22 protein-coding genes are annotated in these 25764 nt (G+C 34.7%); 4 read left to right on the top strand and 18 right to left on the bottom strand.

Translation table 11 applies throughout. The features are described 5' to 3' along the window. Positions 1 to 184 precede the first annotated feature (184 nt). The 7 genes from ACX5JI_RS08735 to ACX5JI_RS08705 all read right to left on the bottom strand — a co-directional run bounded on the left by ACX5JI_RS08735 (position 185) and on the right by ACX5JI_RS08705 (position 6033). The gene (locus ACX5JI_RS08735; protein ID WP_459500686.1) at positions 185 to 559 is read right to left on the bottom strand and encodes a DUF956 family protein; all 375 of its coding nucleotides are present in this window, start codon (positions 557 to 559) and stop codon (positions 185 to 187) included. A 194-nt stretch (positions 560 to 753) separates the two neighbouring features. Next, positions 754 to 1665, bottom strand: a complete 912-nt coding sequence (locus tag ACX5JI_RS08730) for a PTS system mannose/fructose/sorbose family transporter subunit IID (protein WP_459500685.1) — start codon at positions 1663 to 1665, stop codon at positions 754 to 756. Between the two features lie 21 nt (positions 1666 to 1686). Beyond that, positions 1687 to 2487 carry a PTS mannose/fructose/sorbose transporter subunit IIC gene (locus tag ACX5JI_RS08725; RefSeq protein WP_459500684.1) on the bottom strand — a complete coding sequence of 267 codons (801 nt, stop codon included), beginning with the start codon at positions 2485 to 2487 and terminating at the stop codon, positions 1687 to 1689. A 36-nt stretch (positions 2488 to 2523) separates the two neighbouring features. Continuing rightward, on the bottom strand, positions 2524 to 3510 hold the full coding sequence (locus ACX5JI_RS08720) for a mannose/fructose/sorbose PTS transporter subunit IIA (RefSeq protein ID WP_459500683.1): 987 nt from the start codon (positions 3508 to 3510) through the stop codon (positions 2524 to 2526). Between the two features lie 913 nt (positions 3511 to 4423). Then, complete coding sequence (locus ACX5JI_RS08715; protein WP_459500682.1) at positions 4424 to 4591, bottom strand: hypothetical protein; 168 nt, start codon at positions 4589 to 4591, stop codon at positions 4424 to 4426. Between the two features lie 16 nt (positions 4592 to 4607). Further along, a complete protein-coding gene (locus ACX5JI_RS08710; RefSeq protein WP_459501059.1) occupies positions 4608 to 4907 on the bottom strand; it encodes a hypothetical protein in 300 nt (99 codons plus the stop codon). Positions 4908 to 5199: 292 nt separating this feature from the next. Further along, a complete protein-coding gene (locus ACX5JI_RS08705; RefSeq protein WP_459500681.1) occupies positions 5200 to 6033 on the bottom strand; it encodes a CPBP family intramembrane glutamic endopeptidase in 834 nt (277 codons plus the stop codon). Positions 6034 to 6169: 136 nt separating this feature from the next. Here ACX5JI_RS08705 and ACX5JI_RS08700 point away from each other — a divergent pair, with 136 nt between their 5' ends. Both ACX5JI_RS08700 and ACX5JI_RS08695 read left to right on the top strand, forming a co-directional pair. Further along, positions 6170 to 6874 (top strand): response regulator transcription factor, encoded by a 705-nt coding sequence (locus ACX5JI_RS08700; protein ID WP_459500680.1) that lies wholly within the window; start codon positions 6170 to 6172, stop codon positions 6872 to 6874. 9 nt (positions 6875 to 6883) lie between these two features. Beyond that, the gene (locus ACX5JI_RS08695) at positions 6884 to 8623 is read left to right on the top strand and encodes an ATP-binding response regulator (RefSeq protein ID WP_459500679.1); all 1740 of its coding nucleotides are present in this window, start codon (positions 6884 to 6886) and stop codon (positions 8621 to 8623) included. 369 nt (positions 8624 to 8992) lie between these two features. On the opposite strand, the gene ACX5JI_RS08690 is transcribed toward ACX5JI_RS08695, so the two are convergent. Continuing rightward, entirely contained in the window at positions 8993 to 9859 is an 867-nt protein-coding gene (locus tag ACX5JI_RS08690) for a DUF4097 domain-containing protein (RefSeq protein WP_459500678.1), read from the bottom strand. A gap of 397 nt (positions 9860 to 10256) precedes the next feature. On the opposite strand from ACX5JI_RS08690, the gene ACX5JI_RS08685 reads away from it, so the two are divergent. Beyond that, entirely contained in the window at positions 10257 to 12173 is a 1917-nt protein-coding gene (locus ACX5JI_RS08685; protein ID WP_459500677.1) for an ATP-binding cassette domain-containing protein, read from the top strand. After that, positions 12173 to 14017 carry an ABC transporter ATP-binding protein/permease gene (locus tag ACX5JI_RS08680; RefSeq protein ID WP_459500676.1) on the top strand — a complete coding sequence of 615 codons (1845 nt, stop codon included), beginning with the start codon at positions 12173 to 12175 and terminating at the stop codon, positions 14015 to 14017. The genes ACX5JI_RS08685 and ACX5JI_RS08680 overlap by 1 nt, the downstream gene beginning before the upstream one ends. A 46-nt stretch (positions 14018 to 14063) precedes the next feature. Here ACX5JI_RS08680 and ACX5JI_RS08675 read toward each other — a convergent pair whose 3' ends face one another. From ACX5JI_RS08675 to ACX5JI_RS08630, 10 genes are all read right to left on the bottom strand, one after another. Then, positions 14064 to 15248, bottom strand: a complete 1185-nt coding sequence (locus ACX5JI_RS08675; protein WP_459500675.1) for a sensor histidine kinase — start codon at positions 15246 to 15248, stop codon at positions 14064 to 14066. After that, complete coding sequence (locus tag ACX5JI_RS08670) at positions 15241 to 15936, bottom strand: response regulator transcription factor (protein WP_459500674.1); 696 nt, start codon at positions 15934 to 15936, stop codon at positions 15241 to 15243. The genes ACX5JI_RS08675 and ACX5JI_RS08670 overlap by 8 nt, the downstream gene beginning before the upstream one ends. A gap of 505 nt (positions 15937 to 16441) precedes the next feature. Further along, positions 16442 to 18019 (bottom strand): hypothetical protein, encoded by a 1578-nt coding sequence (locus ACX5JI_RS08665; RefSeq protein ID WP_459500673.1) that lies wholly within the window; start codon positions 18017 to 18019, stop codon positions 16442 to 16444. A gap of 171 nt (positions 18020 to 18190) precedes the next feature. Further along, the gene (locus tag ACX5JI_RS08660) at positions 18191 to 19096 is read right to left on the bottom strand and encodes an AraC family transcriptional regulator (RefSeq protein WP_459500672.1); all 906 of its coding nucleotides are present in this window, start codon (positions 19094 to 19096) and stop codon (positions 18191 to 18193) included. Positions 19097 to 19621: 525 nt separating this feature from the next. Continuing rightward, positions 19622 to 20731: a metallophosphoesterase gene (locus tag ACX5JI_RS08655; RefSeq protein WP_459500671.1), complete on the bottom strand. Its 1110-nt coding sequence runs from the start codon at positions 20729 to 20731 to the stop codon at positions 19622 to 19624. Positions 20732 to 20906: 175 nt separating this feature from the next. Then, positions 20907 to 21653 carry an ABC transporter permease gene (locus tag ACX5JI_RS08650; RefSeq protein WP_459500670.1) on the bottom strand — a complete coding sequence of 249 codons (747 nt, stop codon included), beginning with the start codon at positions 21651 to 21653 and terminating at the stop codon, positions 20907 to 20909. Positions 21654 to 21665: 12 nt separating this feature from the next. Further along, positions 21666 to 22406, bottom strand: a complete 741-nt coding sequence (locus ACX5JI_RS08645) for an ABC transporter permease (RefSeq protein ID WP_459500669.1) — start codon at positions 22404 to 22406, stop codon at positions 21666 to 21668. Beyond that, entirely contained in the window at positions 22406 to 23320 is a 915-nt protein-coding gene (locus ACX5JI_RS08640; RefSeq protein WP_459500668.1) for an ABC transporter ATP-binding protein, read from the bottom strand. The genes ACX5JI_RS08645 and ACX5JI_RS08640 overlap by 1 nt, the downstream gene beginning before the upstream one ends. 87 nt (positions 23321 to 23407) lie before the next feature. Beyond that, positions 23408 to 24802, bottom strand: coding sequence for an ATP-binding protein (locus tag ACX5JI_RS08635; protein WP_459500667.1), 1395 nt, complete (start codon positions 24800 to 24802; stop codon positions 23408 to 23410). Further along, complete coding sequence (locus ACX5JI_RS08630) at positions 24799 to 25521, bottom strand: response regulator transcription factor (RefSeq protein ID WP_459500666.1); 723 nt, start codon at positions 25519 to 25521, stop codon at positions 24799 to 24801. Before ACX5JI_RS08630 ends, ACX5JI_RS08635 begins: the two co-directional genes overlap by 4 nt. Between the last annotated feature and the right edge of the window lie 243 nt (positions 25522 to 25764).

Below are 25764 nucleotides of genomic sequence, written 5' to 3'. Positions count from 1 at the left end.
CTCCTCCTCTATGCTGCCTGTCTCTTATTATTGTAAGTTTGTATCTTGCAAAATAGAACAAGCTAACAATCAGAACTTACTTTTTCTTATAAAATAAGACTGGAAGGAAGATAAAAAATAAACAAAAGGATGGCGTTTCTTTATGAATCTGGAGATGAAAAGTACATCCCTTCTTTTCATTCCATTATTTCTTTTTACCTATCGACTTAAAAGCTCGTTTCATAACATCAAAGAAACTTAGGGATTGTACCATATGATCTGGATTTACATATTCTCGTATAACCCGAAGAACTTTCTTAGGTTCCTTAGAAGAAAAGGTGAAGGTCCCATTTCTCTTCGTTTCAATCGCATAACGCGGAATCCATTTCCCCTTAAACATCACAGAGGCTATCACGTAATCTACTTCCGCCCACGGAATTTGAATAAATTTACGCGCATCACGAGAATTATAAAATTCAAATCCTTTATCACCAATCATAATTTTCCCATAATCCGTAAGTCCCGTAAAAGCGGTGGCATCTATTACGAAATCTACCTTTGTATTAATTGATTGAACCATCATATTCGCCCCATCTCATCTATCTTATTTATTAATCGTTTCTTCAAACAATTAAATCCATACAAAAAGTGGCTGAAACAATAATCTCCAACCACTTTTTGTGCGATTCACAGGCTAAAAAAGTCTGCTACTAAACTACACTTCAATCTCAAAAATTACTAAACCTTAAAAATTGAAAGCAGCAGCAATTTTCATTATAAAAGTCCGATTACGTGACCAACTACCCCAACTACGAATAGGGAAAGAATAATAACAATTGGGCTGATTTTTTTCTTAAGCAACCACATACATAAAAATGTTAGAAGTAATGCCGCCAAACCAGGAATTAATTGATCCAGGTTATCTTGTAATGTCGTTATTTTCGTAGGTGAAAGTGCCATTCCTGAGTTTACTTGTTCAAAAGCTTGACGAATCCCTTCGCCATTTCCAGGAAGTTTGTCCCAGTCAATATACGCACCTTTATCTAACTGAACTTCAGATACGACTGGCTGGAATTTAATTGATACCCACCGCTCTACTAAGGCAGCAAGTACGAACATACCAAGGATTGATGCGCCTTTTGTAATATCTTGTAATAATCCACCTGAAAGATCATCAGTGATTTTAGAACCGGCTTTATAACCAAATTCTTGTGTATACCACATAAATCCCCAACGAATCAAATTCCAAGCTAAGAAGAAAAGGATTGGCCCAAGGATATTTCCACCCATTGCTAATGATGCCCCTAAAGCACCTAACATTGGACGTAAAGTAAACCAGAATACTGGATCGCCAACACCGGCTAAAGGACCCATCATCCCAACTTTAACCCCTTGAATTGCCACATCATCAACTTCTGCACCATTAGCACGTTCTTCTTCAAGTGCTAATGTAACTCCTAGAATTGGCGAAGCAATATAAGGATGCGTATTGAAGAATTCCAAGTGACGTTTTAACGCGGCTTTTCGATCTTCTTTTGATTTATATAATTTTTTGATTGCTGGAATCATCGAGAAGGCCCAGCCACCATTTTGCATACGTTCATAGTTCCAAGAACCTTGAATAAATGTAGAGCGCCATGCAACGGCTAAGCGATCTCTTTTTGTTAATTGAATTTTTTCTGCCATTTCTCTTCTCCTCCTTCTGAATTAATAGTCGTTTAAAATATCACCAAGTGGGTCGCCAGAGTTGCCGCCGCCACCATTTGAAGAACCACCCATTTTAGAAAGACTCAAGTAAATAAGAGCTAAAGCCACACCCAACGCACCAAGTGCAATAAGTGTTAATTGAGAAATGGCGGCTATTACGAAACCAATAATGAAGAATGGCCATACTTCTTTTGTTGCCATCATATTAATAACTAATGCATAACCAACAGCAACAACCATTCCACCACCAATAGCCATTCCGTCCGTTAACCATGCTGGCATCGATTCCAAGAATGCTTGCACGCTTTGTGCAGGAATAAATAAAAGCGCTCCTGCAGGGATGGCAATTCGAATCCCTTGTAAACACACCGCAGCGATATGTAACATTTCAATTTTTTTAATATTTCCTTCTTCAGCTGCCGTATCCATCATATGTACGATAGGGACAGCAAGTGTACGAACGATCATTGTTAAGAAAAGGCCTGCGACTGCAAGTGGAACCGCTACTGCGATTGCTGATGCAACACCGCTAACACCTTGTCCGCCTAATACTAAAATAATTGCTGATGCAACAGATGCCAATGCCGCATCTGGCGCTACGGCTGCCCCGATATTTGCCCACCCAAGTGCAATCATTTGAAGTGTACCACCAAGAACAATACCAGCCTCCAAGTTGCCTGTTACTAAACCAATTAATGTACATGCCACTAGTGGTTGATGGAATTGAAATTCATCTAATATCCCTTCCATACCAGCTAGAAAAGCAATTAATATTACTAAAACGATTTGTATAATCGACATTATGGTCCCTCCATTTCATTTGAATTTTCCATGTCACTATGCTAATTCAACCTCCGCTTTTTTTAGGATGTCATCCATGTTTGCACGAGAATCATTAGGTACTTTCCGTACATCAAACTGAATGCCTTTTTCTTTCAGTTTCTCAAAAGCCTCAACATCTTCTCGTCCCATAGAAAGCACCTTACTAACGACAACTTTACCGGTTGAATGAGCCATAGAACCAACGTTAACTTCTTTAATATCCACCCCCGCCTCAATAACCCTGAGGACATCTAGTGGTTTTTCAAATAATAATAGTGCTTTCGTGTTACCAAAACGGGGATCTTTTGCAACTTCAATCATTTTGCTAATTGGAATGACATTTGCTTTAACCCCTGGTGGTGCCGCCTGTTCGATCAATTTCTTACGAAGGTCGTCTCTAGACACTGCATCTGAAACGATGATAATACGATTTGGTTGTGTAGACTTTGTCCATGCGGTCGCTACCTGACCATGTAATAAACGAGAATCTACACGGGCTAAAACGAACTTGATTTTCCCGTCACCAACTATCGTACCTGGGGCAAGCGTACCTTTTGTTTGTTCACCTTCTGCAACTGCGGTATTCATATTTTCTTTAGGTTCTAGCTCTTCAGGTTTAATTCTCACCCCATCTTTTGCCGTTGTAACGATATGTGCTGCGATTTCTTGAGCAGACGTCATTGATAAACGGGATGCATAAGCTTCAATCACCATTGGTAAATTCATACCAGCAACGATTGCCCAATTCTCTTTGTGCTCTTCATACAAGCCGTTAGCTTGATTGAATGGCGTACCGCCCCATAGATCGACTAAGAATAATACTTCATCTTGATGATCAAAAGATGCAACTGCCGCTTCCATTTTTGCTCTCAAATCATCTGGACCTTCACTTGGCATTAAGGTGACAGCCTTAACGTTTTCTTGTTCTCCAAAAATCATTGCGCCAGATTGTAAGATACCTTCAGCAAATTCGCCATGACTTGCTAGGATAATCCCTACCATCTCTCTACCTCCTAAATATTTCATCCTACTTTTTTCTGAATAAACGCAACTGACAAAACTATTTCTTCTTCATTTCGTCAATCTTTGTCTATTAAAAAATTATTTTTTCACCCTTAAGAAAACCACCTCCTTTACTTCTAAGCTATTGTAATTTAGCTTTTCTCATCAAATTTTGTTTACTATCGATAATGAGTTTACAAATCTCCAATTCACTAGCAACTCTTTCCTTCATAAAGAAAACGTTTCCAATTATTGCGTTACATAATAACAATGAACTCCCCTCTTCTTGATTTGGCATCATCAAGTTATACTTGGATAACTTTTTTCATTGTGCATTTCTTCTTTTTTTATTATTTCTTATATATCTCTACAATAAATTAATGTTGCATAGCATTTATATTTTTTTTGAAGATGTCATAATAATTTCAAACCTTTATGACAATGTCTCAAAGTATATTTTTGGGGAATATGGTAATACAAGTTATGGTTAGGTTGACATTTCCATTCTGTAACATTTCAGCTTCGAGATCAGTTTTCTTCACATAATCAAGGTTCAGATGAAAACAGCCATACAGTAGAGTGTGTGAGAACGTGGATGTAATAGCTTAAAAAGCGAAAAAAGCACTATAAAAAACCTCTCCTGTCACGAGAAGAGGTTTTTTGTTCTATATAAATCTATTTTGATTTTCCGACACATAACCCGCTGCTAGGAAGAACAAAAAGTGAACTTCACTCATTTTCTCCTTGTGTTTTCACATGGAATGGGGCTAAAAAAGGCACTAACCGCTTCTATGCATGGCTGGATGCTCTCTCCCACTTAAAAAGGATGGTTTTTTGTCATTTTTTCAATTTGTATTTATATATATCATTATGCTACGAATATGAAAGTCTAACCATTCTATTATTTCTCTATCTATTTCTTCGCTTCATATGTTGGAATAAGAAATGCGCTCGCAAGCCAACAAACAAGGCCGAGACCACTTATATATTTTCTGTATTCATAATCGTGTAGATACACTTTTCCTGCAATAATAATGAATCCAAGTAAAACACCAATGTATCCAACTTGTTTTTTCGACACGCTCAATCAGCACCTTTTACTGAAAAATATTCACAACAAAATTGACATCGTGAAAAGAAATCGAACTATACTTCATAATACCTTGTACAGCGAGAAGTAACATAAGACCAAGCACACATATATAATTAATTCCATCTTCATTTCTTTTTTCTGCTACCATTCCGCCCCCAATACAAAGGAGCCCTAACAGATGAAGTGCTAAATAAACAAAAAAGTATGACTCATCAAAGTGAAACCCTACATTCACTGTTGTGATAACAATTAAACTCACCATAATCAAATAAAATATTCTATTTGACTGCATCGTTTGGTTCATCAAAGGATTCACATTCCTTTCTCTATTTTTCTTTGTCTTCCAATTCACTAATGCCGTTTCCGTGTAATGAAATATCTATAAATCCAATTTGATTTTCTAACATCTAAATTGCGGTTATGAAAACAAAAGGAAATCTCCACGTATTTCTTCTGTTTGTTTTTACATGGCATGGGGCTAAAAAGGGAACTGACCGCTACTACACTCGGCCGGATGCTCTCATCCATCTAAAAAGAATGGTTGATGTTCGTTTTTTTAATTTGGATATATATAATAGCTGTCATTATATAAAAAGCTAAAACTCCCTTACTCTATTTCCGGAAACTACTGGTATATTTTTACTCATATAACGACGATTCTGAAATAGAAAGATGAGAACTAAATTTAATCCGATAATAAAGATAATAAGTCCCGTTAAGAATGTTGTATGATTTGTAAAATCTGCTAAACTCATTCTTTCTTCTTTACTAACCATAAAAGACGTAAATAGTACGATGCCATTATTTAATATATGGATACTAATAGGCATGAGTAAGCTTTTCGTCCGAATATATACAATGGATAGTACAATGCTAAATACGACAGCACCGAGAAAATCAATATGGAAACAACCAAACAGGAGCGCCACGATGATTACTCCTTTCGCTGTTCCCCATTTCGCTGCAAAACGCTGAAATAAAAAACCTCTAAATATGAATTCACATATAATAGGAGTTACTAGTACGAGGGTTATAAATTGATATATATATCCATCCACACTACCCATAATAGGTTCACGTAATATATTTATAATAAAATTTGGTGTAATCCATGCAAAGCTATACATATATACTACAAGATATCCATAACTAAACAGACATAACATTACTGTAATCATCAACACTTGTAGAAAGTTAAACTGTTCTTTTCTATTGATAAACAAAGAAAACGGCACACAATGGCGCTTACATTGATACCATAACCAAACAGAAGGAAAAACATATAAAACAATGAAACTTGTAAACGAAGAAATCGATATATGAAATGCACTCTCTAACAATCGTTTACTAAAATATCCTATAAAATTCAGTGATGTAAATATAATTAAAAAATATCTGGCTCGCATCGAACAAAACGGATTCACACTCATCTCCTCCCCTATGTTACATTCATCATATCATTCCAATCTTATTTTTTAGCAAAGAAAACCTTAAATTTTCCTTAAAAATCCCATAACTTACAAGAAAATGTTATGATATTCCATGAAAATAAGGGAGGGCTTTCTATTGTATCAGGCAAACATTTTACTTGTTGATGATGAAACAGCTATTTTGCAACTATTAACAACAATTCTACAGAAAGAAGGATTTTCTCATATTACAACCGCTACATCTGCTGAAGAAGCTTTACGCTTCATCGAACGAAACCGCTATGATTTAATGATTCTAGATGTTATGCTTCCTGGAAAATCTGGTTTTGACATTTGTCCTATCATTCGTCAACAAACAGATTGTCCTATTTTCTTCCTAACAGCAAAATCATCTGATTTAGATAAAGTATCTGGCTTCCTATACGGAGCGGATGATTATATTACAAAACCATTCAATCCACTAGAAGTTGTTGCTCGTATAAAAGCTCAGCTTCGAAGACATATGAAACAAGTCTCACAATCTACGAAAGAAGCAACAATTATTTCATTTGAAAGATTTCAAGTTGATAAACATGCAGCAGAATTAAAAGTAGATGGAACCGTTGTAGAATGTTCCGCACAGCTCTTTCAACTCCTGCTCTTTTTCTGTGAACATCCGAATTACGTATTTTCAAAAGAAGAGATATACGAAAAAGTATGGGGCGCTCCTGCCTATAATGGTGATGACAATACTGTTATGGTCCATATTCGAAAACTACGTGAAAAAATTGAGCTTGATCCAAGTAATCCACAATATATAAAAACCGTTCGTGGACTTGGCTATAAGTTCATCGCAAAGTAGGTACCGACTATGAATTTACGCAGAAGACTGATTATTCAATTCATTCTCCAACATAGTTTCGTTTTATTTACTTTGCTCATTGCAGTGATTATGGCTTTCGCTTACTTAGTTCATCTTATTAATACAAATCTTTATGAACCAAACGTTCCTGAATTTGATACCTTTACGATTTCGCAACATGTCTCTTTAGAAGACGAACGTATTACACTAAGTTCTGAAATGAAAGAACTCATTGAAAAGAAAAATGATTGGCTTCAAGTTATAGATGAAAATGGCAAGGTACTATATAACTTTAACACCCCGAAAGATGTTCCAAGTTCTTATACAAAAACATCACTCATTGCTTATTTACAGCATCCGGTGCAAAACACTTATACGTTTACATATTGGGACATTGAATTAGAAGAAAAGAAAGCAATTGTCATTTATGGCGGAAAACTAAAAAGCAACACGTTACTACAAGAATTAAAACAACGACATGGTTCACCATTATCAGCTAACTTTTCTTTAACAGAGGAAGAACAGAAACGACTGACGGAAGAAAATGCCACGCTGCAAATATTTAATGCAAACGGCGAAGAAATATTTGCTTATCCAAAAACAAACAGAAAATCTTTTTCAGCTATCCAAACTGTGCTTTCTGAAAAAGAACCTTGGAATCATAAGGAAAACACCTCTAGTTTTTATAATCCAGAGGACCAAACTTTATTTACAGTAACGGTAAAAAATGAGTACTATTATCCTTCTGATATGAATGAAGATGTATTTGCGAAAAAAATGTTAATTGCATTTGTCGTTATTATTTTAATCGCGTTTGTCTACTTAGTTATTCTTTCGATTTGGTACGGTAGAAAATTTGGTAAGCCATTATTACACGCCATGCGTTGGCTCAAAAATATCGCAAGCGGAACCTATGAAGAACCAGTAAGTAAAAAAGGAAAAACCGTTCGTTTTCGGCGTTCTGGTAAAGAAAAGTGGTCCTTCCGTCTTTTTAAAGACGTCACAGCCGCTTTAGAACACCTTTCCATTACACTTAAAAAAAATGACTCTATGCGAAAAGTTATTGAACAAACGCGAGAAGAATGGATTACTGGTCTCACGCACGATTTAAAAACACCACTTAGTTCCATTTATGGTTATTCTCTTTTATTAGAATCGAAGCAATATAACTGGACTGATCACGACATTCAAGAGTTTGGCCGTGTCATTCGAGAGAAATCTCAATATATGACAACATTAATTGACGATTTAAGCTTAACGTATCAATTAAAAAATAACGCCATTCCCTCTCAGCACATTCAAGTTGAGATTAACCAATTTGTTCAAAAAGTATTACTGCAATTTATTAACAATCCAACGCTACAAAATCAAAACATTGAATTTGTTCCAAGCGCTAGTACTATTCATTATTCTATTGAAGAAAAGTGGTTTCAGCGCATCATTGAGAACTTACTCGCAAATGCTGTAAAACATAACAATGCAACAACCAATGTAATCGTAAAACTCGGACAAAACAAACAAGCTTTCACGCTATCTATTTCTGATAATGGAAAAGGAATGGATGAAAAAACGAAAGAACTTTTATTTGACCGATATTACCGCGGGACCAACACAGAAGAAAACAACGCAGGAACAGGTCTTGGCTTAGCTATTACAAAACAACTTGTTATGGCACATAACGGGACAATTGCGATTGAAAGTGAGATTGGGAAAGGGACGACTATTACGATGATATTCCCATTTTCATAGTCATCAAGTTAAGAAAAAAAGAAACTATGGAGAAAGAGAAATGCTACAAAGTTATAACAAGAAACATGGTGATCGGACATGGTCTGTTCGTATAAATTGGTGAATGAAATTTTATCAGCGATCTTTCAAATATATCGATCATTACCCACAATATATCGGCGCAAATTTGAATATATCAGCGATTCGACAAAGGATATCGACTAACCAACAAAAAACGACAAAAAAATAGGAGCCTCCTAGCCCTGTTTCCCAAAAAACTGAGAAGCTGTCCCAAAAGGTCGTTAAAAACGACCTTTTGGAGACAGCTTCTTTTTGATGAAAATGATACATACGTAACCTTAACTTGATAGCTATGCCTGTTTCTGGCCTCTATTTTACATGTATCGTTCCATCTTGACTTACAATTTCTAATTGATTTGACGCATCACCAATCGTCCCCTTCTTCGCCCCTTCAGTCTTCTTCTCCGCCTTAAATCCTTTTAAATCAACTGTAATGTCAGATGAATCACTCTTCGCGCTAAGCATTAACGACTGGGGTGCTTCTTTATACGCAACAGTAATGTCTCCTGACTTTGTTTCTACAAATATTGACTTCTCCTCTTCGATCCCTTTAACCAATACTTCACCATCTGTTGAATTCAGTTTCATCTTCTTACTTATCACATTTGTTAAATAGTTACCACCAGTAGTGGAATCTACTGCCAATTCCTGAAAGGAACTATTTTTCATACTCAATTCCCCATCTTTTGAGGTAAACTTCCCCTCTTCTGCTGTGAGTCCTTCTATTTTTCCTGCACCTGATCCATTGGAAACGGCGATATATTTTGTTTTTACATCATTTATTTTCATATCCCCATCGCGATTATGTACAGTAATCTGATCAATCTTATTTTTAGGAATGGAGATTGTAATTTTCCCTTCTCTTCCAAAACTAAATCCACTAAGCCATCTCTGTTCACCCGTTTGATTAATGAACAATTTCTTCTTATCCGTTCGAATCGTTACAGGGTCTTTCTTTTTATTTTTTTGTTTACCATCCACTTCAATTGCTATTTTTTTCGATTCCGTATGTTTGAATTCAATATTCCAAGAATCATTATTCACTTCTACTTCTTCAATTCGATCCGCTTCAAAAGTCTGTTCTTTTTTAAAACTTTCCGCCCCTACTACTTGAAAACCTAAAATGATGCCAACAATACTAAATAATAGAATAGAACCTGCGATAATTTTCTTCAAATTTAATCCTCCAATTCCTTAAGCTATATCCATTTCAGATTAAAATATGTAAGTAAAATCAAAGTAAAATTTATAAAAAATATTTGTAATTTTTTATAATCGTAAATATAAGAAGCACGTTACCATATTGATGATACAAGTAGTAATAATTGTGCTGAACAAACACTCCCTTCCATTAGATTTTCCCCACTAAACAATCGTTACATTAGAAAAAATCTAACCTTCTCCTAACCTAGAAATAGATATACTAGCTTCTAACAAGCACTACAAATCATTTTTTGATGAAATTGAAACACATTAGATAAGGGATATTGACGGGACAAATTTCGTATTCTGCATGTGCATCTACAGTTTCAAATGACAGTGTTATAGAAAAGGAAAATAAGAGGAGGTTACTATGTTATCGTTAAATAATATAAGAAAAAAATTTGGTAACGAAACCGTATTACACGATTTATCCGCTGAGTTTACGGGAGGCCTAAATTTTATACTAGGTCCATCTGGAAGTGGGAAGTCCACACTATTAAAGATAATAAGTGGAATGGACAATGATTTTGAAGGAGATGTACGATTTAAAGATCAATCATTAAAAGGTTTTAGTACACCGGAGTTAAACAATTATTATTACAATTCAGTAGGGTTTATTTGGCAAAACTTCCAATTACTCAATCATTTATCTGTAGAAGATAATGTAAAACTAATTATAAACCTTTCCCCTCTTAGCGCTGCTGAAAAAGATAAAAAAGTGAGAATGATGTTAAATAGATTGGAGATTGGAAATTTAGCAAAAACGAAAGTATCTAAACTTTCTGGCGGGCAGAAACAAAGAGTTGCGATTGCTAGAGCTTTAATAAAAGATCCCGAAATCATAATAGCTGATGAACCTACTGGAGCATTAGATGCTGCATCTTCTAAAGTTATTATTGATTTGTTAAGAAAAATAGCAAAAGAAAAATTAGTCATTATCGTTACTCATGATAAAAGTCTAATCGATAAAGATTCAAACAGCTTTTTACTAAAAGGCGGAAAGCTAGAGAAAACGAGTTTTCAAGATAAAGCTCCCTCTAGCAAAATGAAAGATAAATGGATTCAGCCAACACTTTCTTTTAAGGACGCTATCATTCAGGCCTTCAAAAATATAAAAGGTTTATCAATAAAATTTTCACTAACTGCAGCTATGCTCATTTTATCATCCTTTTTCTTACTTATGAACGTAAGTGGAAATATACAAGAACAACAAGACGATACATACAACGAGCTCGTTAAAGAACGAGGAGATTCGATTCGAGATATATATCTTACCCCAAATTCAACTTCTACTGGAGGTAATGCTAACGGACAAGCGATGGAACAAGATACTTCTAAAGCATATGAGTTATTAAAAGAGAGTCCGGGCATAGATTATATGTATACTAGTACACCGTTAGCGAATCTGAATATAAATATTGGCGATATTGTAAAAGATTACAAACCAGAGACTAGTAATGTTTCTCCAACAGTCCAAAATTTGATAGCTGGAAAAATGCCGGCTTATAATAAAATGGAAGTTGCAATTCCTAAAATTGTATTAGATGAGTTAAACTTAAAACCAAAAGATGTAATCGGTAAAAAACTTAGTATGACTGGCGCGATGAATAGCAGATCTTTGGGAGCCTCTGAGGTTTCTCTTAATGATTTAACTGTATCAGGTGTTATAGACACTAATTTTTACAACCAAATGGAATTAAAGGACGCTTTTATATACAGTCTACAAGCAAACAAAGAGATATTTAAACAGGCAAATGTAGATACCTCTAATTTAGGGGTGAAAATAAGAGCTAAAACGTTAGAAGACATTTTACCTTTAGTTGATAAATTACAAAAAGCAGGTTTATCCCCTCAAGGTGACTTTAGTTCTATACAAGATATGTTAAATTTAAAAGCTACAAATGAAGACCAAGGATCTTCAATTTCCACAATTTTCTTAGTTTTATCAATTGTTATCACGTTAGCGTTAACAGTTATTAACTCATACTTAAGAAAAAATGAACATGCCATACTTAAAATAAACGGCTATAACAGTAAAAGTATATTAAATTTAACGATATTTGAATATCTACAAGTATCATTACTATCAAGTATTGTATTTTTAATTACTTTCCCAGTGCTAAATATATTCAGTACAAGTTTATTTAATATGTCGGTTTCTGGTAAAGATTCTTTACTTTTAGGTGTAGCAATCATGATAGCGCAAGGACTCGTGATTGGTGTTATCTCATCGATCATGTCAGCTACTATCAAGCCCTCAAAAAATTTAAAGATAGGCGATGTATAATGATACATTTTAAAAATGTGACAAAGAAATACAAAGAAAATACCATATACCAAAATACAAGTTACACTTTTAAAAATAATACGTTAACTTGCTTTCTAGGACCTAGCGGTTCTGGAAAGACAACGTTATTAAACTTGCTAGCTGGTTTTGATAGAGACTATGTAGGAGAAATAGATGTTGAGGAAAATCATTTACAAAATTTAACCCTTGATGAATTATGTACATACCGGTTTCATAATGTCGGTTTCATATTTCAACATTACAATTTACTTACTGGGTATACTGCCATTGAAAATGTTGTGATGGGATTACATCTAGACCCTGGTCTATCAAATAGTAAAAAGCACAATAAAGCATTAAAATTGCTTACTGACCTTGGTCTAGGTAGTAAAGCAAATGAGCCGATAGAAAACTTAAGTGGTGGTCAAAAACAAAGGGTTTCTATTGCTAGAGCTTTAATCAATGATCCTGATGTCATTCTTGCCGATGAACCTACTGGAGCATTAGATGAAGATACTACGACGTCAATTATGGAAATCATCAAAGAACTTTCTAAAAATAAAACGATTATTGTCATTACTCATGATGATGATGTTGCTACTTATGCTGATGAAATTATTTCCCTTGAAGACCATTCTATAAAAGTTATAAAAGAAAAGAAAGAAGATATGAATCAAAATCATGCTTCTCGAAAAAAACATATGACTCCTAACCTTGGAAATGATACAGCTTGGAAATTATGTATAAAAAATTTTAAAATCCACTTTTTCAAATTTTTCATCGCAGCCTTTCTGATTGCATTTGGATCTGCGGCATTTATTTCTTCCTTAGGATCAAAAGAAATCATCAATCATGCAATTGATGATTTTAAAGATAAAAACTCTTTTTATAATAAAGCTTCTGTTACGAAAGGTGATAAAGACTTAGAGACTTCATTTAAAGAATTACAAACGATTGATTCTATAGACAATATATACTACCAATATAAGTTAGAGAACATTTCTATCAATTACAATGAAAATCAGAAGAATATACAGTCAAAATCACCGACTATAATAAACTCTGACTTTTCTATGGTGTATGGAACGATGCCAAAAGATGATGAAAGGGGAATCGCTCTTTCCAATAGCGTTGCGGCTAAGTTAACCCCAAAAACAAATGAGTTGATTGGAAAATATGTAGATTTTGAATATGTTGATAAAAATGGTAAGAAACAAAATATAAATGTAAAAGTTACGGGTATATCGAATGATAAATATGATAACTTTACACTGAGTGCCGATGTAGAAAAAGAAATCTACAAACACACAAATACGAAAGAAGCATCCGCTATATCATTTCACATAAAGGAATTTAATGACATTCCAAAGATAGACAAGTTAATGAAAGATAAAGATATCAATGTATCAACGAAAGAAAAGGAAGTTACAGCATTTAAAAATAGTTTTGAAAGTACATTACAGTTATTTTCAATGTTATCAGGCTTAATCCTCATTGTTTTCATTATCATTGGTTTTGCCATGATTTATAAAGTTTCACTCGAAAGATATACCGAAATAGGAATTTTAGCTTCGTTAGGCTATACGAAAAAAAATGTTAGAAAGATATTTTCTAAAGAAAGCTTACTGTTTGGAGCTGTATCTACACTTTTAAGTATTTTGCTAAGTGTATTGTTTAATGTTGCTTATGCTAGTAAATTTGGATATAAACTTGATTTAGGTTTAAGTTTATATTCACTTTTAATCGCTCTTAATATGGCATTAACTTTAGGAATAACATGGATCATAAATACGAAACTTATAAATACAGAGACAATTGTTGCTTTAAAAGGTAGAAAAAGCTGATACATATGATCAGCTTTTTCTACCTTTCTTCAATTCTTACTATCATTCATTTTCGATTTCCCTCACACTTAGAAACAACGGGTACATTTACTTCAAATGTTGTTCCAACGTTCATTGTGCTTTCCACCTGCACTGTCCCCTTATGCTTTTCAATAATTGTTCTTACAATGGATAACCCTAAGCCAGAACCACCTAGCTGACGAGTTCGAGATTTCTCTACACGATAAAATGGCTCAAATATAAAAGGTATCTCTTCTTGTGGTATTCCAATTCCCGTGTCCGAAATAGAAATTCGAATTATTTCATTATGAACGCTGACTATTACTTTCACAGTTCCACCATTGTGATTATATTTGATTGCATTTTCGATTAAGTTTGAAAACGCTCTATACAACAATGTTTTACTTCCGATCATGCTTGCATCGCAAATATCTAGAGAAATATTTGTGTCTTTTTCCATACAAAAAGGACGTAATTCAACAGAAATGGTTTCAAACAATTGTTTTAGCTCAATAGGGTCCGAGAAATTGTCTGTTTGTTCGTCTGCTAACGTTAATAAGTCATTCACAACTTGTATAAGCCTTTCCGTACTCTGTTCCGTTACTTCGATATTTTCCTTATAATCTCCTAGTGTAGGTGATTTGTCGAGCTTTAAGACCTGAATGCTTGATTTCATGATTGTAAGTGGCGTTTTCAGTTCATGTGCCGCATTCGCTGCAAAACTTTTTTGATACATAAAAGATTTCTCTAATCGATCAAGCATTTTATTGAAGGAAACAGCTAAATCTCCAATTTCGTCTTTTGTAGAAATTTTTTCAATACGTTGAGACAAATTATCCTCACTAACCTTTTCTACCTTGTTATTGAGTTCCTTTACTGGCTTTAACGCTTTACCTGCTACAATATAAATTGTAACGATACCGACTACAATAATCGTCAGCATCCAAATAATACTCTGATTTTTAAACTGTTCTTTTCCTTCTCTCACCGCATCCATAGCCGACGACTGCAAAGCTAATTTGCTATTCACACCTTCATTTAAAACAGGACCTTCTATCATTTCTTTATTGAAGCTTTGCCTTTGATCTGATATTATTATTGTTTTCGATAGAGGTATAACAAGCTTATACTGAGCACTATAAATAGAAAGAACTGTTAGTAAAGTTGTCGTAACAATCAAGATGCACCCCGTTAAAACGGTAAGTCTCATTCTTAATGTTAATTTATTCATTAGATTCGCTTCCTTCACTTTCTGAGATTACATACCCTTGACCGCGAATTGTCTTAATTACTTCTCTTTCCCCTAGTACGTCGGCAATTTTTTTTCGTAAAGAATGAATATGAAATTTTAGTGAATTTGAAAATAAGTCCACCTCACTATCCCAAATATGTTCTATTAATTCTTCCGCACTGATCACCTTGTTTTTATGAAACATAAAATATTCTAAAATTGAATATTCTTTTTTTGTTAAATCGATGAGCGAATGATTCACAAACACCAGTTTTTTCGAACTATCAAGTGTGATATTAGAACAGGAAAGAACAGTACTTTCTTGCGTAAAAGAGCGTCTTAATAAGCTGCGTATTCGCGCATCTAGTTCTTGAAAATCGAAAGGCTTTACTAAGTAATCATTGGCCCCACTATCAAGACCTGTAATTTTATCATGAACATCTGAACGAGCCGAAAGAATGAGTATTTTTATATCGGCGCACTTACTTCGAATCCGCCTTAACACTTCCATCCCGTCCATACTCGGTAAATTTAAATCTAATATAATTAAATCGTATACATTGATCTCGACAAGTTCTAACGCTTCTTTCCCATCAAAAACCGTATCGACAGCATATCCCGACTTTTTTAACCCTTTTGAAATAATATTTGATAATATAACCTCATCCTCGACTAATAAAAGTTTCATTCGTACAGTGCACCTCCTAAAATATCGATCCATTGTGCCTATATTAGTAACAAATCATAGTAAATAGTCAAATAGAAAGAAAGCGTGTACTCCCCTATGAGATGTCCAGTTTAATAAAAAGCTCATAAAAAATCAAACGCTTCAAAAATGAATTCTCCCTTTACAATTCAACTTGTTTTTCATATGTAAAAAAGGATTTCGCCAAGGCTTTGCCTAAGCATTTCCCATCGTTTTCCTGATTCTTAGTTTTCTTAAACATCTTACTCTGAATGTAGGAGCATTTCATGGGAAGGTGATCAATGTATGTAAGTTTAATAGGAGATATGGTAGACTACAATCTGATTTAGCGTCCCCTCTTTTATGCACGAGAAATAAGATCTCATTTTATCACATGATTTTAACGTTACTTGTATACTATATTTCGTAAATACAAGCAAAAAAGTAAATGAAGCTGCCCATAAGCCAGTAAAACCGACTTATGAACAGCTCCTTCTCTATATAAGCTCTATTTTAATTTTGCAATAGAATCTTTCGCTACTACTGCACCAGAATTTTGCGTTTTCCAATTTTTTAGATCAGAAACTTGTACTTGATCTCCTCTATTAAATCGTTGCTTTTTCGAAAGCTCTACCACTACTTGCTTGTTTTCTCCTTGCTCATTTGTATAGCGGACAACTACATGATCACTTGCTGTTGCGATCACTTGGCCTGTGATAAAGTCTTGCTTTTTTTGAGTTTCACTTTCATTTACTTTTGTAATAGAATCTTTTGCTACTACTGCTCCGGTACTTTGCGTTTTCCAATTTTTTAAATCAGAAACTTGTACTTGATCTCCTCTATTAAATCGTTGCTTTTTCGAAAGCTCTACCACTACTTGCTTGTTTTCTCCTTGCTCATTTGTATAGCGGACAACTACATGATCACTCGCTGCTGCGATCACTTGGCCTGTGATAAAGTCTTGCTTTCTTTGAGTTTCACTTTCATTTACTTTTGTAATAGAATCTTTTGCTACTACTGCACCGGTACTTTGCGTTTTCCAATTTTTTAAATCAGAAACTTGTACTTGATCTCCTCTATTGAATCGTTGCTTTTTCGAAAGCTCTACCACTACTTGCTTGTTTTCTCCTTGCTCATTTGTATAGCGCACCACTACATGATCACTTGCTGTTGCGATCACTTGGCCTGTGATAAAGTCTTGCTTTTTTTGAGTTTCACTTTCATTTACTTTTGTAATAGAATCTTTTGCTACTACTGCACCGGTACTTTGCGTTTTCCAATTTTTTAAATCAGAAACTTGTACTTGATCTCCTCTATTGAATCGTTGCTTTTTCGAAAGCTCTACCACTACTTGCTTGTTTTCTCCTTGCTCATTTGTATAGCGGACAACTACATGATCACTTGCTGCTGCGATCACTTGGCCCGTTATAAAATCTTGTTTAGTTTGATTTCCTTCTTGAGTTGTTTGCACATTTTCTTTCGCTACTTTTTCAACAATCGGAGCAATCGCATTAAGAGGACTACCCGGAACTAAAGTACCAAAGAACGATTTCGCATAGACATTTACTTTATCTCCTATATTCATATTTTTCAGTACTTCAGGAGAAACCTTGGCCACAATCTCTGAATGATGATCTGAAACGACAAGAGCTATGTCCGTTTTTTTAGTGACTGTACCGGAACGTTTTTCATACTGTTTGTCTAACACATTTTGTTCACCCATTTTTTGAATAATTGGATGTACAGCAGAAAAAGGACTACCTGGTACAAGCGTTTTAAAGAACATTGTGGCATAAACATTCACTTTATCTCCTATACTCACATTTTTCAGTACTTCAGGAGACACATGAGCCACAATCGTTGCATCCTTGTCTGAAATTACAAGAGCTACATCTGTTTTTTCAATTACTGTACCGGAACGCTTTTCACGTTGTTGTTCTAAAAGAAGTTGCTGCGTCGCATTCCCCTTTGAAATTGAAAGATTTGAAGGAGTAGCAGCACTCACTTTTGTTACTTCAAATCCTGGTAAAGTCGTTCCTGAAAGTGCTGCGATTCCTAATGCACTAGCTAAAATAATTTTTTTCATACCCTATATATTCTCCATTCTGATTGTAATATAGGTTCATTGGCTATTATATTTATATGTACGCCAACCAACCTGTAACCATTATAGTTACAGGTTGGTTAAAACGTCAATGAAGAATATTTAAAAACTACCTTACAATTTTGTAAGGTAGAAAGAAATCATTTCTTGTTCTTACTGTTTCTTCTGCACCGGCAACCAAATCTCAACTTGAGCGAACTCACTCTTATCTTCATGACAACGCTCATCATACAGCTCGAACTCTGTAACGCCCGCATGCTCATATCCTGAGTGCGGGAACCATTCTGTGAAAATGCTATTCCACGTTTGCTGGATAGACGATACCATATCTTTATGCGGTACTTCTGGTGTTGTAAATACAGCATATGTTGCCTCTGGGAACGTACGCTTCGCAAGTTCACTCGGTACATTCTCAAAGTCCGTAACTTCCATTCCAATAATATATGTGAAATCACCTGTTTCTAAATTAAAATCCGTACACATTCCAAGCTCCACATATTGATCCGTATGTTTACGGTTTGAAATATTATTTGCAAGATCGTTTTGTAAATAATGATCCCAAAATGCAGGAATCTCTTTTTGATTTTTCCCCTCTTTACTAGACGTCTTCAGTTCATACCCAGCTACATGAAATACCGGTTTCTTCTCAATACGAAATTCCATTTGTATTCCCCCTAAATATGGATTGAATTTTCTTTGTTTCACATTCACTTTGTCATACATCGGTGTATTGATTCCTTGCTTTCGGTAACGACTTGGCGTCATTTGAAACAATTTTTTAAAGGCCCTGGTGAATGTTTCATGAGATTGAAAGCCATGCTCTAATGCGATATCAAGAATCTTTTCATCTGTATGAGAAAGCTGATAAGCCGCTCGGGCAAGCCTTCTCTTCCGTACGTACTCCATAACTGTATCACCTACTAACGTTTGGAATACGCGGTGAAAATGATACTCTGAAAAATTTGCAATACGCGCTAAATGACGAAGCGCCTGCTTCTCCATTACATCTTCTTCAATATAATCAATCACTTTTTGAATTTGTGTTTCATAACTTTCCATCTCCATTCACCCGACCTTATATGTATTATGATAAAAGAGAAGAGCATTCTTTTCTTGACGTTTTTTGCTTTTATTTTACAGAAATTTGCAACTTCCCGAAATACAATTCGTTGTTATAGGGGGATAGATCATTGAAAAAACACGGTGATCTGATGAGAGGTGTTCGTATAGAAGTGGTGAATGAAATTTTACCCCGCATTAACGGGCAGTAAGATTCCCACCTCAAGATTCAGAGAAATGCAGGGAAGATAGGTGGGAGTCGGGCTGCCCGTTAATGCCCGATTGGTGAGGGCTAATAATCAGTGGGGATGAAGCCCCCCACTGATTCAAGTTTCACTTTATCAGCGATTTTTCAAATATATCAACCGTTTCTCACAGTATATCGACGCAAATTTGAATATATCAGCGATTCGACAAAGGATATCGACTAACCAACAAAAAGCGACAAAAAACACACTCCCAAGCTCCCGTTTCCCCATAAACTGAAAAAACAACCATTCCAGTTTGAATGGTTGTTTTCTCTATTCACTCAAACATGACATCAATCTGAATGACCTCTGACCGGCTCCCCAGTCTAAGGGGCGGCCCCCAAAAACCAAATCCAGACGAAACGACCGCATGGAATGTTTCTTTTTGTAAGTATCCCCAGTCTAGTTCATACATTCTTCTCGTAATTAAATGATTGGGTGCCATTTGTCCCCTATGTGTATGACCTGATAATAGTAAATCAACACCTGATTCTGCTGCCTCTTTTAATGCAAACGGCTGGTGATCCATCGCGATAACGGGAAGTGATCGATCGACTGTACGCATAAGCTCTTCAAAGCTTTGACGATCTCGCTCTGTTTTATCCCTTCTTCCGACAAGGTAAAAACTATCATCAATTTTCATCACTTCATCTAATAAAATATGAATATCAATCTTCTTCATCTCTTGCAGAAACTGCGGAATGGCTCCCCCGTAATATTCATGGTTTCCAAGTACTCCATATACACCAAGTGGTGCCTTCATCTGTTTCATCACTTGTCCCATATTCTTTTTAATAAATTCTCCGGGATGATCATCAATAATATCTCCTGGCAGCAAAATTATATCGGGATTCATCTCATTTACATGATGCACTAACCTTTTCAAATGAGAAACACCTGACAATTTACCAAAATGCATATCAGAAGCCATCGCAATGCGAAGTGTTTTACGTCCTCTCCCTTCTTTCGATATATGAATCTCATACTTTCGAACAATTGGGCTATACGCGTTAAACGTTCCATAACTAAAGATAAAAACAAACAAACTAAGCGTAACAATGCCCGTCCACATAATAGCTGTATCTTTCGGGACTGCGAACCACTGCAAAATAAACACTGTTATATCAGCAAGTGGCAACAATATAAGCGCATATTGTATCACCGCAAACCAGTAAGAACCAATTGTCCGTAAAAACGGAATAAATTTAAAAACTTGAACAATTAAATACGCATATGAGAATAAACCAACTAGTACAGCGTAATATCCCCAAGACTCTAAGCGAAACGTTGCTCGAAGCCACATCCAACCATTCCAGCCGATATAAAACATCAGTAATGTATATATGATAAAAATAGTCGTCATATTAAAATATCGTCTTATTTTCACAGAAAGCCTCCTTTACTCTTTCTTTCATTATACCCTGCAACCTATATATACCGTGAATATTACGCATCATCAGATACTACTAAGTTTGCACTTCTCATTTTAAATTCAAACGTAATTTCCTAAGAGCTATACAAAAATAAAACGAACCATCATTTATAGATGATCCGCTATACTACTATATAATGTCTTTTATTGTAAATCTTCGAACACCAATAAAAGTAAATATAATCACAAATAAACAACTTAATACATAGAAGCTACTCAATTGAAAGAAAGTGTGCAGCCCTTCTAAATGCATCGGATCCATTGCTAATCCTGGTTGCGCAAATGGCCATATATACCCGATATTGAAGTACTGAAATATCATTCCTATACATGTAAAACCAAAACTCATCCCTACCGGAACAGCAAAGCTTTTTATAGAAGATGAAAGAAATAATTGTAGTGCAGCAATGGAAAATGTACCAATCCATCCATTACATGTCCAATTTAATAATGAAACCCAAGGGATTGAACTTGTAATACCTAGTAGCTTACCAATTACAATATAAGCCAGTAAAAAGAATATTTGCGTCAATAAAGTTAACAGAAAGATTATTAATAACTTTGCTATGTACACATATCGAAATGGAATTGGTAACGAGACGATTTTTTTCCAATTCCCCTCACTATGTTCAAAGCGGCATACAAATGCACAATACATACTTACTACGACAGGAAATAAAAATACTCCATAGATTAATCCAACTTGTGTCCACGCTTTCTTCCATTCATTTGTTGAGACTTTCATTAAAACATCGTGGTTCACTTGAAAATTTATCAGTCCCAATATAATACAAATAAGTGGAATGACTGTCATGACAAGCCATACTTTTGACCGTTTTAATTTTAATAATTCACATCGAAATGAACTTACTAGCATATTTGCATCCTCCTAATGAATATCTTTGCGCGCAAAGTGAATCGTACTAAAAACGATAAATAATAAACCAACACTTAAACTTAACAACAAATTCCTCATAACTTCTGGGTTTGAAAAATACACGGTTTTCCCATTAGAAAACGCCAAAGAAATTGGAGTTGTCAAAGTTGAATATGTCCAAATTATCCATCTGTTCCAAGAAAACATCAGCCCGAAATACCCAAGAAATGAGCCGATTACACCTGTCGCTAAAGCAAAGATTTGGTTTTTCACCGCCAAAGATATCCAAAGTTGCAAGATGACCATTGGTATACATCCTATAATCGTAAAACAACCATATTTCAGTAATAATATTACTGGGATGCCACTTTCAAAGTGAAAGACTTTTCCTATTACGATCATTACAGAAAGCGAAATTACACCCGCATATACAAGAAAAAAGAAACTACAGATAATTTTGGATATGTATATTAGATGTCTAGATACCGGAATTGCACACAATAGCTTCCATGTGTTCCCCTTATTTTCAAAATCAATGATTCGTGATGTAATCGTCGCAATCAGGATAGGTAAAAATAATGCATTGATCATACTTATCCTTGAAAGAAGTGCTTCCCAATTTAGAAATTCTTTTTTATCTTGTGACACAATCGCAAATAACCAAAATAAAGCTAAACTTTGGATCACAAATACTGTTAAAAACAGCTTCTTTCTTTTCAATTTCAATAATTCACTTCTTAAGGCAGTGACCATTACAAAACACCGCCTTTTTCCGTCAAGCTGAGAAATATTTCTTCTAGCGTATGCTTCTCTTCTTCAATTCGATATACTGATACATGTTGCTGTACTAATAAATGATTAATGTGCGAAATAAACTGATCGTCTTGTTGATTCGTAACGAGACAATCACCTTCCATTCTAATCTGTCCTTGATGCTGCTTTAAAATTTGATATGCTTTTGCTACATCATTCACACGAATTTTCACGGATGCCTGGCTCTTTTTACGCAAAACTTCAATCTTATCTTGAAAAATAAGCTTTCCACTATTAATAATCCCTACTTGCGTTGCAATTTGATCCATTTCATTTAACAAGTGACTAGAAATAAGCACTGTCATATCATATTGCTTTGGCAACTGCTTAATAAGTTCACGAATCTCTTGAATCCCACCAGGATCGAGTCCGTTTGTAGGCTCATCTAAAATTAACAGCTTTGGATCTCCAAGTAGTGCCATGGCAATTCCGAGACGTTGCTTCATTCCAAGAGAGTACTGTCTCACCAGTTTATCTTTTTGCTTCTCTAATCGAACGATACGTAATACCTCATCAATATTCTTTTTTGGTACTTGTAGCATATGTCGAATGACTTCTAAGTTTTCAAAACCCGTTAAATGCCCGTAATAAGATGGCGATTCAACAAGAGAGCCAACCTCTCTTAAAATATGTATTCGATTTGTTTTTAAATCTTGATTGAACACTTTAATAGTACCTTCAGTCGGTTTGATTAATCCGAGCAGCATTCTGATGGTCGTTGTTTTCCCAGCTCCATTTGGTCCTAAAAATCCATATATTTCACCTTTGCCAACTTTCATTTGTAATTGACTCACGCTATTTACTGCTCCGTATGTCTTTGTTAAATTCTCTGTTTCAACAATATATGCTCCCAATTACTCGCACCTCTTCTTCTTAATTAAGCTACTATTTATTATGCAAGTTCTTGCTTAATCTTGAATTGAGCTGACCTTAAGTTTAGCTTAATTTTCGAACGGAAGCTGAAATGTAATTTTTGTACCACTTCTTTCGATACTTTCGGCCACAATCTCTCCGCCGTGAGCTACGATGATTTCTTTGGCAATAGCCATTCCTAAACCTGAACCACTTTCTGGATCCGTATTTGTACCGCGGAAATATCGATCAAAAATATGTGGTAGATCATCTTTATTTATCCCGTAGCCATTGTCCTCAATCGTAACGATAACGTATCTGGATGTTTGTTTGATTCGAACTTGTATCAATGTTTCAACATTAGTATGAATGAGCGCATTATTTAATAAGTTTACTAATACACGTTGTACTAGTCCTTGATCTGCTTGTATCAATATTTCATTATGCAAGCATTCAAAATCTATTAATCGATTCTCATAATGAGGCATATTCATAAATTCGATAATTGTTTCCCTGGTAAGATTCACAATATCTATTTCATTTTTATGGATAGGTAACAATGCATTTTTTAATTGATATGTAAGTTTCAAATCATTAATCAATTTTTCAATATAAATTGATTTATTTTGAATCACTTCTGCATATTGATATATTTCTTGTTGTGTTATCTCATATTCCCGATTCCCTATCATTTCACTATATCCTTTAATAGAGGACAGTGGTGTTTTTAAATCATGCGATATGTTTACAATCCATTCTGCCCTCATCGTATCTAGCTTTTTTCTTTGGAGCTGAATACCTTTTAACCGATTCGATAACTGATTTAAATTTGCATATACTTCTGCAAAAATTCCTTTTTCTTGTGGTACTTGTCCATATTGTCCTTGTTTTAATGTATTAATATGCTCACTCATCTTAACAACAGGTTTAGACATATATCTAGCTACAATGTAAGCAAATAACAAAATACAAATTGCCGCTGCTCCAAGTAATAGGAAAATCCCATACGGATAAATACTAGATAGATTACTAAAATTCAAATAAACAGATTTACGCAATGCTTGATTGGATGGGAAAGCTATAATATAACTTTCTGCTTGTGTATTTGTATCTAACTTGCTCACAAACATTGTATAAGTACCAATACCGTGCTTATAATGCAAAATCAAATCACTAGGACTATAATGAGTGGGTGTGTCCTTAGGCTTATATAGTTCAAATATTTCATCACTATTATGATTTAATATTTGTAACCATGCTCCATGTTCTTGTAAAAAAATTTGTCCTTCATTTGTTATAGAGACAGTATCATTTTTTACCTTAATTTCTTTTTGAAAAGCTAATGCTGCGCTTTCTGGATTATCAATCCCCTTACTGTTATAAGTAAATGCCAAATAACTAACCGCAAAAAATTGAACAATTAAGATAAACATAATTAAACCAATTAATGAAACAATATATAATCTTGTTACCTTCCACTTCATCTCGTATCACCTTTTGTATGAAGTTTATATCCGAGTCCCCTAACTGTTACAAGATAACGAGGAGTAGAAGGATTATCCTCTATCTTTTCTCGTAAGTGTCTCATATGAACCATCAAAATATTGTCATTTCCTAAATATGTTTCTCCCCAGACAGCTTCATATAATCGAGCCTTACTAAAAATTTGATTTGGATGTTTTGTTAAAAACAGTAATATATGAAATTCTTTTGCTGTTAAACTTAGTAATGTGTGATCTTTATACACCGTCCCCTGCATTTCATCTATTGTAATATTTCCAAATTGATATATACTTTGAACCTTTTCTTGATACTGATTCCGTCGAAAAAATGCTTTTATCTTATAAGCTACTTCTTTTGGACTAAACGGCTTTGTAATATAATCATCACCGCCTATACTTAATCCAAGTATTTTATCTAAATCTTCATTTTTTGCGGATAGGAAAAATATAGGAACGAATGTAAATTGACGAATTTGCTGACAAACATTATATCCATCTAAATCCGGAAGCATAATGTCTAATATAACAAGATCTGGCTGCACTAGCTTACACATACGGATTCCTTCTTCTCCTGTTGCACATGTATAAATATGTTGAAATCCCTCTTTCTTCAAAACAGTTTCCAGCAAATGTAAAATCTCTTTTTCATCATCTACGATAAGAATTTTCTTTGTACAAATATCTGGCATATTATGTAGCATCTATTGCACCTCAATGTATTTTTTAAATGGAATCAATAATATTACTATTCTACTGTATCATTTTCAATCTACAGTAGAATAGTAATTTGAAAGTTTTTCCACTTATTTTAGAGGAGAAGTATCAATGTACGAAACATTACAAAGAGAAGGAGCTATCAAAAAAATCTGCTCCTTCTTTACAATCACAAGATAAGAATATTCTATAAAGTTTCACCAAATATGCGTCAGAACCACTTTGGTATT

The organism is Bacillus sp. C1 (assembly GCF_054570475.1).
The sequence above is the reverse complement of the archived record's forward strand: the minus strand, read 5'-3'. Positions and strand labels throughout refer to the sequence as shown.